Raw genomic sequence first — 14570 nt, 5'->3', positions numbered from 1 at the left:
CGGGTCGGCTGTGTGTGGTCGGTGTGTGTGGTCGGACGAGAATGTCGTCAGGCGGCGGTGCGGTGTCCGTCGACCTGTACGTCGTGCACGACGACGTCGACGCGGCTGCAGGTGAGTCCGGTCAGTGCCCTCACCGCACTGGAGACGTTGCGGCGGACGTCAGCTGCGACGTCGGCGATGGAGATCCCGTAGTCCGCCACCAGATCGAGGGAGACGGCTGCGCTGCGGTCGTTCACCTCGACGGTCACCCCCTGTGCGTGCCGTGCCCCGTCGACGCCCACCGCAGAGCGGACGGCTCCGAGCGCACGGGAACCGGCCGGTTCCAGAGCGTGCAAGCCCGGCACCTCTCGCGCGGCGATGCCGACGACGGTGGCGACCACCGCGTCCGCGACGATCGTGCGGCCGCGACTCCCGCGGTCGGTGACGTCGTCACTGTGGTCGTCGGTCGATGCGACGGACGTCTTCACGGCGTTTCCGGTCGCGTTCTGCGGGGCGTTCACGTCAGGTCCTCCCTCTGGGCTGTGACGGCTCGTCACAGTCATTGAGTCGGGTCCCCACCACGAAAACGCACGTCGGGAATCAAGTGATGCGCATCACATCGGTTTGCGCGTGATCCCGGGCGGGAACAGTCACGTCGGGGAAAGTAGTTGCTTCATCAATCTTCGGGGTGGGTCACTCCGACGGCGGTTCGGGGGGAACAGTGCTCAGTCGTCCGTCGATCGCGCCCGATCCCGGAAGTCCCGGCGTGGCGGGTGACGTCACCCTTCCGTCGACCGCCGCACCGTCGGCGGACGGCGACACGTGCACCGCTCGCACGTTCACTGACGACTACCGCGAACTCGGCGATCGCGCCCTCGCCGCCGCCGCGGGCATGGGTGACCGACGCGCGTTCGAGGAGATCGTGCGCCGACTCGGACCGGACATGCTGCGCTACGCGACCCACCTGTTGTCCGACCGGGGAGCTGCCGAGGACATCGTCCAGGACGCGCTGGTCGACGCCTGGCGCGGACTGCGCCACTTCCGTTCCGACTCCTCGCTACGCACCTGGCTGTTCAGCGTCATCTCCCACAAAGTGACGGATCATCGGCGGCGTCGCAGCATGGCGCCCGTCGAGGACTGGGTGTTCGAGAGGCCGAGCCAGGACCCGAAGGACGACCCGTCGCGCACCGTGTCCGACGCCGACTTCCTGTCCGCGTTGGACGACGCTCTCGCTGAGCTACCGTATCGCCAGCGGGCCTGCTGGCTGCTCCGTGAGGTCGAGGGCATGAAGCACACCGAGATCGGTACGGTCATGGCCCTCTCCCCCGGTGCCGTCCGCGGCCACCTCACGCGTGCACGCGCCACCCTCGAGACACGATTGGAGACGTGGAGATGACGTCGGGTCAGCCTGATTCGACACCGCCGCAGACGGATTCGACGCTCCGTCGAGCCGCGAGCGTGCTGCGCGACGCGCCCGTGCACGGGTGGGTGGACATCAGCGCCGCCGCCCTCTCACGCGTGCGAGCAGTCGGGGTCCGGACGTGGCCCCTCGACGCCCGCTACCCCGACGAGGGAGTGGACGTCGACGAGGACACCCTGCGGGTCAGTGACGTCGTCGTCCGCATCGCCGTCCGCAGCGCCGTCGCCGAAGTGGCGGGCACGGAGCCCGCCGACATCTCGCTCTACACCGAGGGTCACCGATGCACGGGCGGTCTGGTGACGGTGATCGCCGCCTACGGCACGGATCTCCTGAAGGCCGGCGATCTCGTCGCGAGCCGGGCAGCTGCCGCTCTGACGGATGTCCTCGGACTTCCCTACAGCGCCGACGACATAGGCGTTGTCATCGCGGAGATCGATGCCCCGGACCAGGCGGCGCCTTCTACTTCACCATCGTGAACTGGCGGACATCGATCAGTTCCCGCCGGAAGAAGTCGGCGCAGCCGGGCAGGTACCGCATGTAGGTCTCGTACATCGCCTCACCCGCGATGGCGACGGGCTCGTCCTTTCTCGCCTCCAGCGCGGCCGACCACAGATCGAGCGTTCGAGCGTAGTGCTGTTGCAGCGACTGAACCTTCTCCACGCGGAAGCCGGCTCGCTCGCCCTTCTCGATCACCACCTGCGGGATCGGAAGCTCGCCGCCGGGAAAGATCTCGCGACCGATGAAATCGGCGAAGTCCATGTCCGCCCGCGTCACACGCGACTTCTGCCGGAACATGTCGCGGCCGAGGTGCACGATGGTGTGCAGCATCATCCGGCCGTCCGCCGGCAGGATGGAGTGAGCCCGCGCGAAAAAATCGTCGTAGCGAGGCGAGGTGAAGTGCTCGAAGGCGCCGATGCTGACGATGCGATCGACCGGCTCGTCGAACTCCTCCCACCCCTGCAGCCGCACCTCGGTGGTGCGTCCCGTGTCGAGCCCGTTCAGCATCGCCGACACGTGCTCGTACTGGTTCCTGCTCAGGGTCAGACCGACGACGTTCACGTCGTACTCCTCCACCGCTCGCCGAAGCGTCGCGCCCCACCCGCAGCCGACGTCGAGCAAGCGCATGCCCGGACGGAGGTCGCATTTGGACAGCGACAGGTCGATCTTCGCGAGCTGCGCGTCCTCGAGTGTCATGTCCTCGCGCTCGAATTACGCACAGCTGTAGGTCTGTGTCGGATCGAGGAAGAGCCTGAAGAACTCGTCGGAGAGGTCGTAGTGGGCTTGGACGTCGTCGTAGAACGGCTGAAGATCGGACACTGAGTTCCTCCACGGGTCACCGGACAACCGAGCCCCACCCGACGGTGTTGCTGCGGCGCCCGTGTTCCCGCGATCGTCGCGTCGAAACGCACGAATCGAACCCCGGTCGTGGAGTTTCAGCTGTTCCGATGGCGGTACCCCTGCCCGACCATGGCGGTCGACACGCCGACCCGCACGACGAGAGGACACGTATGAAGGCAGTGGTGTGGCACGGAACCGGCGACATTCGACTCGACGACGTCGACGACCCGGTCCTGCAGAGGCCGACCGACGCGATCGTGCGCGTCACCGCGAGCGCGATCTGCGGCACCGATCTGCACATGGTGCGCGGAACGATGCCGGGAATGAGACCCGGCACCGTCCTCGGTCACGAGGCCGTCGGTGTGGTGGAGGAGCTGGGCTCGGCGGTCCGCGGCTTCTCCGTGGGAGACCGCGTCGTGGTCTGTTCCACGATGTCGTGCGGGTGGTGCTCCTACTGCCGGGCCGGCTACACCGCGCAGTGCGACAACGCGAACCCCGGCGGTCCGCTCGCGGGGACGAGCTTCTTCGGCGGTCCGGAGGCCACGGGCTCGATCGACGGTCTCCAGGCGGAGCGTGTGCGCGTCCCCTGGGCGCCGAACACGCTGGTGCGGGTACCGGACGGAGTGAGCGACGATCAGGCCATCCTGGTGTCGGACATCTATCCGACGGCGTGGTTCGGTGCCGAACTCGCCAAGGTGCGTGACGGCGACACCGTGGTTGTGTTCGGCGCCGGCGTGGTGGGACAGTTCGCCGCGGCGTCGGCGAAGCAAGAGGGCGCGGGACGAGTGATGGTCGTCGACGGCATCGCCTCCCGACTCGAGGTGGCCCGGCGTCAGAATGCCGAGACGATCGACTTCAACGCCGAGGATCCCGTCGAGGCCGTTCTCGACCTCACGGGAGGAATCGGCGCCGACCGGGTGATCGACGCGGTCGGGGTCGATGCGCAGACACCGTCGAGTGGTCCCGCCGCGGACGAGGCCGGACAGCAGAGCGAGATGTTCGCGAGCGAAGTGCAGCAGGCCGCGCCGGATGCTGCGCCGAACGGCAACCTGTGGAGGCCGGGTGACGGTCCGAGCCAGGCGCTGCGGTGGGCCGTCCAGGCCGTGGCCAAGGCCGGCACCATCGGCATCCTCGGTGTGTATCCCCCGACCTTCGACGGCTTTCCCATCGGCACCGTCCTGAATCGCAACCTCACCGTGCAGGCCGGAAACTGCAACCACCGCCGCTACGTGCCGATGCTGCTCGACCGTGTCGCGAGCGGGTCGTTCGATCCGTTGAACTTCATCACGCAGACCGAGACACCGATCACGGCCGTCGATGCCTACGAGAGTTTCGACCGTCGCGAGGAGGGCTGGCTCAAAACTGTCCTCGCAGTAGGCTGATCGACACCATGTCCGTCGTCACATCGGTGTGCCCGGCGCGGCCAGCAGGTCGCGGCACGCCCGCGCACATCGCCGACATGCGTCCGCGCACGCGGCGCAGTGCTCGTGCATCTCCGCATGCCGGGCGCATTCGTCGGCACAGTCGTCGCACGCGGACGCACAGGCGATCAGCGCGGCGCGTGCCGTCTCGGACCGGGCACCGCTCCTCGTGATGATCCGGGCGGTCGCGGCACACAGGTCGGCGCAGTCCTGATCGAGTCGTATGCACGACCTGAGTCGCGCGACGGAATCCTCGGCGAGGCAGGCGTCGGCACAGACGGTGCACGCCGTGGAACAGTCGAGACACGCCTCCACACAGGCCGCCACCAGTGCACGATCACCGTCGAGGGGATGGGTGGCCAGTAGGTTCGTCACGGTCGTCATCGCTGCTCCTTCGTCGCACGGATCCGGGTCGGTGTCGGCTACCCGCGGACCGTCGGCGGAAACGGCGCGTACGACGTCGCGTCAGCCCAGGGCGACCGGCAGCAGACCGCGGGACGTGTGGCGAGCGATCTGCTCCAACGCCGGACCCAGGCGCGGATATTCGAACTCGAAATCACTGCGCCGCAACACCTCGGGATCCACCCACCGACTCTTCAGGACCAGTTCCGGTTCGGTGCGGATGACAGCGGCGCCGGCGTGCAACAACCATGCGGGGGTCGCGACACCTCGCGACCGTCCCAGGTGACGTCGAACCTCGCGCATCATGGTGGCGTTGTCCACGGCGAACGGTGTCGCGAGGTTCACCGGTCCCGCGATGTCCTCGCGCGCGTGCAGGTGGTCGATGGACCGGAGCACGTCCGCGACGTGGATCCAGCTGAACATCTGTGTGCCGTCACCCATCCGGCCGCCGAGTCCGAGCCGCGCCAGATCGATGAGGGGGTTGACGGCGCCGCCGCCGGCGCCCAGGACGATCGCCATGCGCAGCGCGATCTTGCGGACGTCGGTGGGCGCGTCGAACAGTTCGCGCTCCCACGCGCGGGCCACCTCGACGGAGAAACCCGTCCCCACGTCCCCGTCCCGCTCCGTCATCGGCCGGTCACGTGCATCGCGGTAGATGGTTCCGGTACTGGCGTTGAACCACACGTCGGGAGCGCGGTCCACGCGCGAGAAAGCTTGTCCCAGTGCGGCCGTCGTCTCCACACGCGAGGAGAAGATGACGTCGGCGGTACTCTTGGTGTAGCGGCAGCTCACCGAACGACCCGCCAGATTGATCACCATGTCGGCTCCGTCGAGGACACGGGTCAACCGGTCGCGGTCCGACCACGTCGCGTCGTTGACGGCGCCGCGGCCCACGGATCTCACGTCGATTCCCCGGTCCCGATACGCCCTCGCGAGGTACTGCCCGATGTACCCCGTCGCTCCACAGATCACGACGGTCCGTACGTCTCTCGTCATCGCCCGCTTCCCTTCTCGGATGTCATGGTGTCCACCAGCCCGACGATGTCGCCGAGCAGTCCTCGCGCGACCGGTAGTCGGGACAGGCTGATCGTCTTCGTGACGACGGGAACGAGACCGTCGACGAGCGCGCGGGTGCGGCGTTGGTCGACGGATCCGTCCGTGACCCAGTGCAGCGTCACACCCAGGTACGCGACCCACAGCAACGTGGGGAGTCGACTCTCCAGCGATGCCGGTCCGCGCTGCTTGGACTTCTGCAGAGTCAGTCGCATGAGGTCCACGGCCATGTCTCGCGCGGCGGACGATTCGGGCGAGAAGGGACTGGAGGTCGACTGCAGGGGAAGCGCCGACTGGAGGAACGAGCCGCCGAAGCTTCGGTAAGGGTGCATCACATCGAGACCGGCGTGCAGCACCGCCGAGAGGTTGTCCGCCAGCGAGGCGCCGTCGCGAAGCCGGGGTATCGCGCGGGTCCGATGCTCGCGTTGGACGACGAGATACAGCTCGTGGACCAACTCGTCCTTGCCGGCGAAGTAGTAGTAGGCATTGCCCAGCGAGACGCCCGCCTCGGTCGCGATGCGCCGCATCGTGGTCGCCTGGAACCCGTCCTCTCGGAAGAGGCGAAGCGCCACCTCCACCAACCGCTCCCGCGTCGCCGTGTCTCGCACCATTGTCGGACTCCCGTCTTGAACGTGTTCAACAACGACCGTAGCGAAGTTGAACACGTTCAACAAGTGCCACCATGAACTCGCGACGAGAATCGAGGGGAGGGCGCGATCAGAAGGTACGGCGACGACGAACCGCCGTCACGACCGCGCTGACGACGAGGATCAGACCGAGAAACTGGAGTCCCGGTGAATCGTCGGCGCCGCCGAGAACGATCGCCGCCAGACCGAGCACCCCGAGCAGCGCGACGACGAACCATCCGTTCATGGTCGACACGCTACTCGGCCGTCCGGTTCATGACGTTTGTCATCGCTCGACCGTGACGGTGTCATCTCGACCGATGCATCCTGGCACTGCCGGTCCTGCCGCATGATCCGAAGAATTGTTCTCATGAAGCAACCAGACGAAGGAAACCTCTTCACCGACCTCATGGAGATCGGACCCGCGCCGACCCCGGCCCGCGAACTGGTGGTGGCCGTCATCACGGTGGCCCTCATCGCGGTGCTGATCGCGATCGTCGGAGTCTCGGTGCCGACCGTGGCAGCGGCCGCCGTCGTCGCCGCGTTCCTCGCCGTCCGCGTCGCCGTCGGGCGTCGGCACTGGGGGCGAACGTCATGACCGTCATCGAGGTGTCGGGAATGACCCGCCGCTACGGCTCCGGCAAGACCGCGTACGACGCGGTCCACAACCTCGACCTCGACATCGCGGAGGGCGAACTGTTCGGACTGCTCGGCACCAACGGCGCCGGCAAGACGTCGACTCTCGAAGTCGTCCAGGGTCTGTCGCGTCCCAGCGAGGGCACGGTCCGCATCCTGGGACTCGACCCCGTGGCGGATCGGAGAAAGGTCCGGCCCGCCCTGGGCATCATGCTGCAGAAGGGTGGACTACCGCAGGATCTGACCGCGGCCGAGAGCCTGCGGATGTGGGCCGGCACGTGCAGCGATCCACTGCCTGTCGACGACGTCCTGGCGCGCGTCGATCTCGGAGCCCGTGCGGACACCCGAGTGAAGTTCCTGTCGGGCGGCGAGCAGCGTCGTCTCGATCTCGCCTGCGCGATCATCAGCCGACCGCGAGTCCTGTTCCTGGACGAACCGACCACCGGACTCGATCCCGAGAGTCGGCGCAACACGTGGCAGCTCATTCAGGAGCTCAAGAACTCCGGGGTGACCATCATGCTCACCACGCACTATCTGGACGAGGCGGAATCGCTGTGCGATCGGTTGGCGATCATGCACCGCGGCAGCGTCGTTCGCAGCGGAACGGTCGACGACGTGGTCGCCGGTCACCCGGCGCGCATCGAGCTGAAGGACCCGCGGACCGCCCTGCCGCAACTCCCGGGAGCCGACGTCGACCGGAAGGGCGACACGGTGTCGATCACGACGAACTCGGTACAGGAGACGCTGACCGAGCTGCTCGTGTGGGCCCGCGACAGCGGTGTCACCCTGCACGGTCTCGACGCGCGAGCCGCGTCTCTCGAGACCGTATTCCTCTCCATCGCAGACACATTCGACGACCCCGAGGTGATCACGGCATGAGTACGATGACCGCACTGTCCCGAGCGGAATTCACGCTCCTCGGACGCAACCGCGTCCTTCTCTTCAACGCTCTGGTGATGCCCCTCGTCCTGCCGATCGTCCTTCTGGTCGTCGCGGGTCGAGACAGTGGGCTCACCGACGCCGGCGTGTCGGCCGCGCTGGAGATCTTCGCCCTGTTCCTGCTGGTGTTCCTGGTCTACTACAACCTCCTGTCGGTCTACGCGACGCGTCGAGACGAGTTGGTGCTCAAACGTCTCCGCACCGGGGAGAGCACGGACGCACAGATCCTTCTCGGACCCGCGGTGCCGTCGTTCCTCCTGACACTCCTCCTCGGAGTGATCGTCGGCGTGGTCGTGGTGGTCCTCGGCGGCGGCACTCCCGTCAACGTCCTGCTCATCGCGGCGGCACTGGTCGGTGGTGCGGCGCTCTTCGCCGCACTGGCCCTCATCACGTCCGCCTTCACCCGCAACGCGGAAGCAGCACAGATCACCAGCCTGCCCGTCATCCTGCTGGCGATGCTCGGATCGTCACTCCTGCGCGACGTGGTACCCGAGTCCCTCGCCGACGTGGTGGCTCTGACACCGATGGCCGCGGTCAGCGATCTCCTGAACCTCGGGTGGTTCGGCACCACCTCGGTGGGTGATGCCGCCGGTGGCGCCGACTCGATGGGCTTCGCGTCGACGTTCGCGGAGGCTGGTCAGCCGGCTCTCGTCATGCTCGCCTGGATCGCGGGCAGCGTCCTGATCGCCCGGACCCACTTCCGCTGGGAACCGCGCTCCTGACGTCCCGCCACCGACCGTCCGATCTGCAAGGCTGGAGACCATGAGACTGCGCGATCATCTCGACCCGACACTCGGCTGGCGGGGCAGCAGCGACGTCGAGAAGGTCCGCACCTACACCCGGCAGTCCTTCCAGTTCATCGTCGTCGCGGTCGCGGTGGCCTCGATGGCGGCCTCGGCGCAGGCGGGTGACGCGATCTCCACCGCCGCCGCGCTGGTGTGCGTGGTGTCTGCACTCGTTGTCCTGCACCGTATTCCCGCACTCGGTGGCGCTTCGAGTGCGGACGTCCGGGCACCGTTGTGCGTACAGATCGCAGCGGCCGCCGTGCTCGTCGTGGTGGGCGCCGCACCGAACCTCCTGTGGGTGGCCATCCTGGTGACGACACCGATCGCGGCACTGGTGGACCTGCGCTGGTCTCTCGGCGCCGCGGTGGTCGCCCCGGTGGTCGCCACCGCATCGGGCTCGACCGCCCTCGAGATCACACTCCTGGCCTTCTGCATCGTCGCCATGGCCACCACGGTGCGCCTGTCGATGTGGTTGCTGCGCATCGTCACCGAGCTGGCCACCACCCGCGACGCCGCCGCCGCCCTGTCGGTCGCCGAGGAACGACTGCGCTTCTCCCGGGACCTGCACGACGTCGTCGGTCGCGCGCTGTCCGCCATCGCGGTCAAGAGCGAGCTCGCCGCCGCGCTGGCTCGGCGAGGAGACGACCGAGCTGCCGCGCAGATGGACGAGGTACGTGTGCTCGCCCGGGAGTCGATGACCGACGCTCGGGAACTGGTGCGTGGCTACCGTTCCGTCGACGTCGCGGCGGAACTCCGCGGCGCCCAGTCCCTGTTGTCCGCCGCCGGTATCCGGACCGAGCTGACGGGGACGGTCGCCGACATCCCCGGCGCAGTAGCCGAACAGGCTGCGTGGGTGGTGCGGGAAGGCGTCACGAACATCCTGCGCCACTCGCGTGCCACCTACTGCCGTATCGAGTTCGGTGACGACCGGCTCCGCATCGTCAACGACCGGCCGACGTCGCCGGAACGTGCGGGCGACGGCACCGGTCTCGCCGGTCTCCGTGAGCGTCTGGCTGCAGTCGGAGGTTCCCTCACCGTCGAGGCCGGAGCCGACACCTTCACCCTCGCTGTCGAATTCGCACCGACGACGACATCCCCCACGAAGGGCACACCATGATTCGGGTACTGCTGGCAGACGACGAGAACCTCATCCGGGTGGCCCTGGGCACGATGCTCGATCTGGAGGACGACATCGAGGTCGTGGGACATGCGGACTCGGGCGAGGCGGCGGTGACCGAGGCCGCGCGGACCACCCCCGACGTCGCGGTGCTCGACCTGCAGCTCGGCGGGATCGACGGTATCGAGACGGCCCAACGCATCGCCGCGCTGCTTCCCGGTTGCCGGTCGATCATCGTCACCAGCCACGGCCGGCCCGGATACCTCAAGAAGGCGCTCTCTGCCGGCGTCGGCGGATTCCTCCCGAAGACCACGTCCGCGGCGACCCTCGCCGAGGTGGTGCGCACGGTGGTGAGCGGCGGACGCTACGTCGATCCGAGCCTGGCGGCCGAGGCCATCGGCGCGGGCGATTCGCCGCTGACACCGCGCGAGTCGGACGTGCTCGAATTCGCCGCGGACGGAGCCACGATCGCCGAGATCGCCCAGCGCGCACATCTCTCACCGGGAACGGCACGCAACTATCTCTCGGCCGCCGCGGCCAAACTGGGCGCCGCCAATCGCCACGAGGCATGCGCGATCGCCCGGCGCCACGGGTGGATCTAGACCCGATCAGTGATGCGGAGGCTCGCCGGTCACGGTGTGGTCGGCGAAGTTGAGACCCTCTCGCACCAGCCGGGCCAGGTGGCCGTCGGCGAGTCGGTAGATGACGTTGCGGCCGCTGCGTTCGGTCTCGACCATGCCGACGAAGCGCAGCTTCGCCAGATGCTGACTCACCGCGGTGCGGGACGCGCCGGTCTCCTCCGTGAGTGCCGTGACGTCGGCTGGGCCGTGGCTCAGCGTCCAGAGCAGGTGCAGCCGAGTGGGATCGGACAGCATGCGGAACGTGTCGCCGGCGGCCTCGAGACGCGCGCGGTCCGGGCGATCGGCGTGGTCGAGACTCGCGTGAGCCCGCTTCTCGTCCGATGCCGTCATATCGCCGCTTCCGTCTACTCGGTCGGTGGCGCGCCCACCGTCGATGCCGGAGCCCAGAGCCGACCGGCACCCAGCGCGGCAAGTGTAGCGAGGACGGCGATGAGCGACGCGGCGACGACCTGACTCACCTCGGCGCCCACCCAGCCCGCCACCGGATAGGTGAGCAGGAAGCACGCATGAGACAACGAGAACTGCGCCGTGAAGAGCTCGTCCCGGTCACCGTCGTCGGATTCTCGAGTGATCACGCGAGCAGACGGGGTGGAGATCATCGACGTTCCAGCGCCCACCACGGCCCAGACGACGGCGAGTGACGCCCAGCCCGCGGCACCACTCGGACGGAGGGCGGCGAGCGCGACAGCACCCGTCGTCCCGAGAGAGACGACCACACCACCGGCGAGCATCAGCCGACGGTCGTCGACGACTGTGAGAATGCGGGGAACTGCGAACGCCACCATCATCGACCCGCCGCCGAAGACGCCGAGAGCCACGGCCAGGGCGCTGGCCGGCCCACCCACGATGTCGCGCACGTAGACGACGCTGTTGACGATCACCAACGCCGTTCCGGCCGCGACGACGAGGTTCAGTGCGAGCAGCCCCCGAAGCGACGGACGGCCACCGAAGCGGCGCACTCCGGCCACGAGTCGGTCACCGAACGACCGAGCCCCGTTCGGGGCGGACCGGGGCTCTCTGTCCGGAATTCGGGTGTTCACCACGAGGACGGCCGACAGCGCGAAACCTACTGCTGTGCCGACGAACAGCGAGTGATACGACACGACGGTGAGCAGCGCCGCGGCGAGCATCGGACTCACCAGCGACTCGAGGTCGTAGGCGAGCCGGGACAGCGAGAGCGCGCGGGTGTACTGATCGTCGCGGGAGATCACCGCGGGAACGACGGCCTGGAAGGTCGGCGTGAAGGTGGCCGAGGCCGCCTGCAGGACGAACACGAGCACGTACACCTGCCACACCTGCGTCACGAACGGCAGCAGTACCGCGATCAGGAGCCGTACGACGTCTGCGGACACCAGTACGGTCGTGCGTGGCAGACGGCCGGTGAGCACGGACATGACCGGAGCCACCCCGACGTAGGCGACCATCTTGACGGCCAGCGCCGTGCCGAGGACAGCGCCGGCGGAACTCCCGGCAATGTCGTAGGCCAGCAGTCCCAGCGCCACGGTGAGCAGACCGGTGCCGACCAGTGCCACCACCTGCGCAGTGAAGAGCCTGCGAAACGCCGGGACCGCGAGAACGGACTCGGATCGAACCTGCAGAACGGCCATGCCGACGACCATACCCATGTGTGCGCACGTGCGCACACATGGGTGTTCGGTGGCCTCTAGGCTGGTCCGATGTTCTTCCTCTTCGGATACGGCACGAAACGGTCCTCGCTCGGCGCCGGCAGCACCCGGACGTGCCCCCGCTGCCACAACACCACCCAGTGGGAGCGGATGCGGCAGTACACGCAGCTCAGCGTCTTCTTCATCCCCGTCGCACGCTGGAAGCGGCGCGTGCTCGAGGTGTGCGGAATCTGCGGAACCGCGACCGAGGTATGAGTCACGCGCGGTGGCGGGCGAACAGATCCACCGCAGCAGCGTCGAACTCTGCGGCGTCGAGCCCGCTTGCCAGCGCGCGCCGCACCAATTCGGCGTGCGTCTCCCCCGCCAGACCGCTGATGGGCTGGTCGAGGTCGAGGTTCGACGGGAACGCGTAGCCCTCAGCGGACGCCGCGATCACGTTGGCGACGTCCCGCTCGCGACCCTGCGCCACCCAGTCCACCAGCGTGGGATACAGGGCGGAGACGATGGCCTGCCGGTCGACGCTGTCGAGCGCGCGGCCGAACGGCGAGGATATCTGCAGCAGGTTCGCCATCCTGAAGATGTCGGTCGACGTGTTGTGCCCTGCCGCGTGGAACAGCGCCGGATTGAAGAACACGGCGTCGCCCTCCCGAAGCGGAAGCTGAACGTGGTTGTCGGCGAAATACTCCCGGAACTCGGGGAGGTTGAAGGCGATGTAGCCGGCCTCGAATTTCTGTGAGTGCGGCAGATACATCGTCGGGCCGCTCTCGATCGGCATGTCGCAGTGCGCCACCGCTCCCTGCAGTGTCAGCGCCGGTGACAGGCGGTGGATGTGCGCCCGGAACGCCGCGGCCGTGTCGGTCGACATGAACCCGAGGTGGTAGTCACGATGCGGATTCTGGGCGGCGCCACCGGGATTGACGACGTTGATGGCGGACGTGACCTGATACATCGGCCCGAGCCACGCCTCCGCCACCAGCGCCAGGAGATCATTGGAGTAGTACCGAGCGAACTGTTCGGGCTCCGCGATCGCCAACTTCTGCAGGGCCGACCAGATGCGGTCGTTCGCTCCCGGCTTGGCGAAGTGGTCACCGTTGCTCACACCGCTCTCGCGCTGGCCATGAATGACGTCCCGGTACGTGCGGGTGGTCTCCGCGACCGCGTGATCGACCGTGAACGCGCCGCGGAAGACCACGATGCCGGGGCCGTTCAGGAGTGCATTCGCCAGTTCGTCCTGGATGTCGGCGCGCACCTGGTCGTCGGTCGCCTGCCGCGCGAGCTCGGGGCCGTCGTACACGAGTACGTTCTGCACCACGTCGGACGCGTGGGGGTGGTCGGCGAGCTGGGTGCTCTCGGACACCAGTGCCCGGAACTCCTCGATGTCGCAGTCGGCCGCGCGGAGGCGATCCGCGCGGTGCGAGTGGCTGCTGATGTTGCTGGTCATACCTGCTCCTCGGTCCCGATGGCCGTTGTCGTCATGGTCGAGCCTGCCGGGCGCGGACACCTCGAGACAAGGCTTCGAACCCTCAGTTTCCCCTCGAGACGGGACTCGCCCGAGCGGTCAGGGCATGTTGAACGGGGTGACGATGCGGATGGGTGACGAGGATCCGCGGACCGCGGTCGAGGCATCACGAGCGTGCAGCACCATCCGGCACGCACGCTGGGCGTCCGCGCGCATGTCGTGCTCGAGCACCGCGGTGATCTGTCGGCGATACAGCAGGTCCCGGTTGTCGGCATCGAGATCGTGCGCGACGAACACCCGGCAGGGTCGATCCAGCGTCCGGAAGGCCCGCACGATGGCCGAGTTCCCGCCGCCACACGAGTAGACGGCGGAGATGGTGGGGTGACGGTCGAGGGCGTCGAGGACGAGCGCCTCGACGCGCTCGTCGAGCCCGTCGTTCTCCGCGATCTCGACGACCGTCCGCACAGGTCCGGGTAGTCGTCGCAGTGCGGTGCGAAAGCCCATCTCCCGCTCCTCCTCGCCGTGGAACGCGTTGCTGCTCAGCGCGATCAGGACGTCACCCGGGTGATCGGCCATCATCGTGGTGATCAGATACGCGGCCGTCTCCCCCGCTGCACGATTGTCCATACCCACGTACCCGGACCGTCGGCTCCCCGGAATGTCGGTCACGTAGGTGACCACGGGAATTCCGGCCGCCACCAGGCGATCGACCGCGGCGGAGACGTCGGGCACCGCGGGCGCCTTGAGAATGACACCCTGAGATCCACTGCCCGGCAGCCTGTTCAGCCGCGCGACCACTGCCTCGACGGTGGCGCTCTCCTGTAGATGAAACCGCGCGCGCACCGTGGCGGGTTCGAGACTCGGCAGTTCGGCCTCGACCGCACGCTTGAAGGTCTTCGAGAACCGGTCGGGCGCGGACATGACGACATCGACCATGTACTTGCGTCCACTGAGTCGCAGTTGTTCTCGTTGGCCGTCGAGATCGGCGATCGCCCGCGTCACCATCGCTCGTGTCGATTCGCGGACACCGGGGCGATCGTTGAGCACGCGGTCGACCGTGGCCTCGCTCAACTCCGCCTGTTGCGCGATCTCTCTGACCCGGTAACGATGCGCCACTGCTGCTCCTGAG

At 67.8% G+C, this 14570-nt stretch carries 18 protein-coding genes and 1 pseudogene; 9 read left to right on the top strand and 10 right to left on the bottom strand.

Features of this window, described 5'->3' with window-relative positions; genetic code table 11:
- Positions 1-47 precede the first annotated feature (47 nt).
- Complete coding sequence (locus HQ325_RS17335; RefSeq protein WP_222631406.1) at positions 48-500, bottom strand: Asp23/Gls24 family envelope stress response protein; 453 nt, start codon at positions 498-500, stop codon at positions 48-50.
- Between the two features lie 245 nt (positions 501-745).
- Between HQ325_RS17335 and HQ325_RS17330 the strand changes: the two genes are divergently transcribed.
- Both HQ325_RS17330 and HQ325_RS17325 read left to right on the top strand, forming a co-directional pair.
- Positions 746-1375 carry an RNA polymerase sigma factor gene (locus tag HQ325_RS17330; RefSeq protein WP_308014731.1) on the top strand — a complete coding sequence of 210 codons (630 nt, stop codon included), beginning with the start codon at positions 746-748 and terminating at the stop codon, positions 1373-1375.
- Positions 1366-1875 (top strand): hypothetical protein, encoded by a 510-nt coding sequence (locus HQ325_RS17325; RefSeq protein ID WP_222631405.1) that lies wholly within the window; start codon positions 1366-1368, stop codon positions 1873-1875. The genes HQ325_RS17330 and HQ325_RS17325 overlap by 10 nt, the downstream gene beginning before the upstream one ends.
- Here HQ325_RS17325 and HQ325_RS17320 read toward each other — a convergent pair.
- A pseudogene (locus tag HQ325_RS17320) lies at positions 1859-2716 on the bottom strand (cyclopropane mycolic acid synthase family methyltransferase). The gene HQ325_RS17325 and the pseudogene HQ325_RS17320 sit on opposite strands and share 17 nt — an antisense overlap.
- A gap of 191 nt (positions 2717-2907) precedes the next feature.
- On the opposite strand from HQ325_RS17320, the gene HQ325_RS17315 reads away from it, so the two are divergent.
- Complete coding sequence (locus HQ325_RS17315; protein ID WP_222631404.1) at positions 2908-4119, top strand: alcohol dehydrogenase catalytic domain-containing protein; 1212 nt, start codon at positions 2908-2910, stop codon at positions 4117-4119.
- An 18-nt stretch (positions 4120-4137) separates the two neighbouring features.
- Here HQ325_RS17315 and HQ325_RS17310 read toward each other — a convergent pair whose 3' ends face one another.
- From HQ325_RS17310 to HQ325_RS17295, 4 genes are all read right to left on the bottom strand, one after another.
- A complete protein-coding gene (locus HQ325_RS17310; protein WP_222631403.1) occupies positions 4138-4542 on the bottom strand; it encodes a four-helix bundle copper-binding protein in 405 nt (134 codons plus the stop codon).
- Positions 4543-4623: 81 nt separating this feature from the next.
- The gene (locus tag HQ325_RS17305) at positions 4624-5556 is read right to left on the bottom strand and encodes a TIGR01777 family oxidoreductase (RefSeq protein WP_222631402.1); all 933 of its coding nucleotides are present in this window, start codon (positions 5554-5556) and stop codon (positions 4624-4626) included.
- Positions 5553-6224 carry a TetR family transcriptional regulator gene (locus HQ325_RS17300; RefSeq protein WP_222631401.1) on the bottom strand — a complete coding sequence of 224 codons (672 nt, stop codon included), beginning with the start codon at positions 6222-6224 and terminating at the stop codon, positions 5553-5555. Before HQ325_RS17300 ends, HQ325_RS17305 begins: the two co-directional genes overlap by 4 nt.
- 106 nt (positions 6225-6330) lie before the next feature.
- Complete coding sequence (locus tag HQ325_RS17295; RefSeq protein WP_222631400.1) at positions 6331-6486, bottom strand: hypothetical protein; 156 nt, start codon at positions 6484-6486, stop codon at positions 6331-6333.
- 123 nt (positions 6487-6609) lie between these two features.
- Here HQ325_RS17295 and HQ325_RS17290 point away from each other — a divergent pair, with 123 nt between their 5' ends.
- From HQ325_RS17290 to HQ325_RS17270, 5 genes are read left to right on the top strand one after another with little or no spacing between them, the layout of a single operon-like run.
- The gene (locus HQ325_RS17290; protein WP_222631399.1) at positions 6610-6837 is read left to right on the top strand and encodes a hypothetical protein; all 228 of its coding nucleotides are present in this window, start codon (positions 6610-6612) and stop codon (positions 6835-6837) included.
- Entirely contained in the window at positions 6834-7754 is a 921-nt protein-coding gene (locus tag HQ325_RS17285; RefSeq protein WP_222631398.1) for an ABC transporter ATP-binding protein, read from the top strand. The genes HQ325_RS17290 and HQ325_RS17285 overlap by 4 nt, the downstream gene beginning before the upstream one ends.
- Positions 7751-8536: an ABC transporter permease gene (locus HQ325_RS17280; RefSeq protein WP_222631397.1), complete on the top strand. Its 786-nt coding sequence runs from the start codon at positions 7751-7753 to the stop codon at positions 8534-8536. Before HQ325_RS17285 ends, HQ325_RS17280 begins: the two co-directional genes overlap by 4 nt.
- A gap of 40 nt (positions 8537-8576) precedes the next feature.
- Positions 8577-9716, top strand: coding sequence for a sensor histidine kinase (locus HQ325_RS17275; protein WP_222631396.1), 1140 nt, complete (start codon positions 8577-8579; stop codon positions 9714-9716).
- Positions 9713-10318, top strand: a complete 606-nt coding sequence (locus HQ325_RS17270) for a response regulator transcription factor (RefSeq protein WP_222631394.1) — start codon at positions 9713-9715, stop codon at positions 10316-10318. The genes HQ325_RS17275 and HQ325_RS17270 overlap by 4 nt, the downstream gene beginning before the upstream one ends.
- Before the next feature lie 6 nt (positions 10319-10324).
- On the opposite strand, the gene HQ325_RS17265 is transcribed toward HQ325_RS17270, so the two are convergent.
- Complete coding sequence (locus HQ325_RS17265) at positions 10325-10687, bottom strand: metalloregulator ArsR/SmtB family transcription factor (RefSeq protein ID WP_027505578.1); 363 nt, start codon at positions 10685-10687, stop codon at positions 10325-10327.
- Positions 10688-10701: 14 nt separating this feature from the next.
- Entirely contained in the window at positions 10702-11964 is a 1263-nt protein-coding gene (locus HQ325_RS17260; RefSeq protein ID WP_222631393.1) for an MFS transporter, read from the bottom strand.
- A gap of 69 nt (positions 11965-12033) precedes the next feature.
- Here HQ325_RS17260 and HQ325_RS17255 point away from each other — a divergent pair, with 69 nt between their 5' ends.
- Positions 12034-12237 carry a zinc-ribbon domain-containing protein gene (locus HQ325_RS17255; protein WP_027505576.1) on the top strand — a complete coding sequence of 68 codons (204 nt, stop codon included), beginning with the start codon at positions 12034-12036 and terminating at the stop codon, positions 12235-12237.
- 1 nt (position 12238) lies between these two features.
- On the opposite strand, the gene HQ325_RS17250 is transcribed toward HQ325_RS17255, so the two are convergent.
- Positions 12239-13423 carry a phytanoyl-CoA dioxygenase family protein gene (locus HQ325_RS17250; protein ID WP_222631391.1) on the bottom strand — a complete coding sequence of 395 codons (1185 nt, stop codon included), beginning with the start codon at positions 13421-13423 and terminating at the stop codon, positions 12239-12241.
- Between the two features lie 117 nt (positions 13424-13540).
- A complete protein-coding gene (locus tag HQ325_RS17245) occupies positions 13541-14557 on the bottom strand; it encodes a LacI family DNA-binding transcriptional regulator (RefSeq protein WP_222631388.1) in 1017 nt (338 codons plus the stop codon).
- Positions 14558-14570: the final 13 nt, after the last annotated feature.

Source organism: Rhodococcus sp. BP-349 (assembly GCF_019835845.1).
Lineage (GTDB): Bacteria > Actinomycetota > Actinomycetes > Mycobacteriales > Mycobacteriaceae > Rhodococcoides.
This window is presented reverse-complemented; position numbering and strand designations above follow the sequence as displayed.

Coding starts and splice junctions, on each gene's coding strand:
- HQ325_RS17315 (WP_222631404.1), top strand. CDS start 2,908: ATGAAGGCAGTGGTGTGGCACGGAACCGGCGACATTCGACTCGACGAC.
- HQ325_RS17310 (WP_222631403.1), bottom strand. CDS start 4,542: ATGACGACCGTGACGAACCTACTGGCCACCCATCCCCTCGACGGTGAT.
- HQ325_RS17305 (WP_222631402.1), bottom strand. CDS start 5,556: ATGACGAGAGACGTACGGACCGTCGTGATCTGTGGAGCGACGGGGTAC.
- HQ325_RS17300 (WP_222631401.1), bottom strand. CDS start 6,224: ATGGTGCGAGACACGGCGACGCGGGAGCGGTTGGTGGAGGTGGCGCTT.
- HQ325_RS17295 (WP_222631400.1), bottom strand. CDS start 6,486: ATGAACGGATGGTTCGTCGTCGCGCTGCTCGGGGTGCTCGGTCTGGCG.
- HQ325_RS17290 (WP_222631399.1), top strand. CDS start 6,610: ATGAAGCAACCAGACGAAGGAAACCTCTTCACCGACCTCATGGAGATC.
- HQ325_RS17285 (WP_222631398.1), top strand. CDS start 6,834: ATGACCGTCATCGAGGTGTCGGGAATGACCCGCCGCTACGGCTCCGGC.
- HQ325_RS17280 (WP_222631397.1), top strand. CDS start 7,751: ATGAGTACGATGACCGCACTGTCCCGAGCGGAATTCACGCTCCTCGGA.
- HQ325_RS17275 (WP_222631396.1), top strand. CDS start 8,577: ATGAGACTGCGCGATCATCTCGACCCGACACTCGGCTGGCGGGGCAGC.
- HQ325_RS17270 (WP_222631394.1), top strand. CDS start 9,713: ATGATTCGGGTACTGCTGGCAGACGACGAGAACCTCATCCGGGTGGCC.
- HQ325_RS17265 (WP_027505578.1), bottom strand. CDS start 10,687: ATGACGGCATCGGACGAGAAGCGGGCTCACGCGAGTCTCGACCACGCC.
- HQ325_RS17260 (WP_222631393.1), bottom strand. CDS start 11,964: ATGGCCGTTCTGCAGGTTCGATCCGAGTCCGTTCTCGCGGTCCCGGCG.
- HQ325_RS17255 (WP_027505576.1), top strand. CDS start 12,034: ATGTTCTTCCTCTTCGGATACGGCACGAAACGGTCCTCGCTCGGCGCC.
- HQ325_RS17250 (WP_222631391.1), bottom strand. CDS start 13,423: ATGACCAGCAACATCAGCAGCCACTCGCACCGCGCGGATCGCCTCCGC.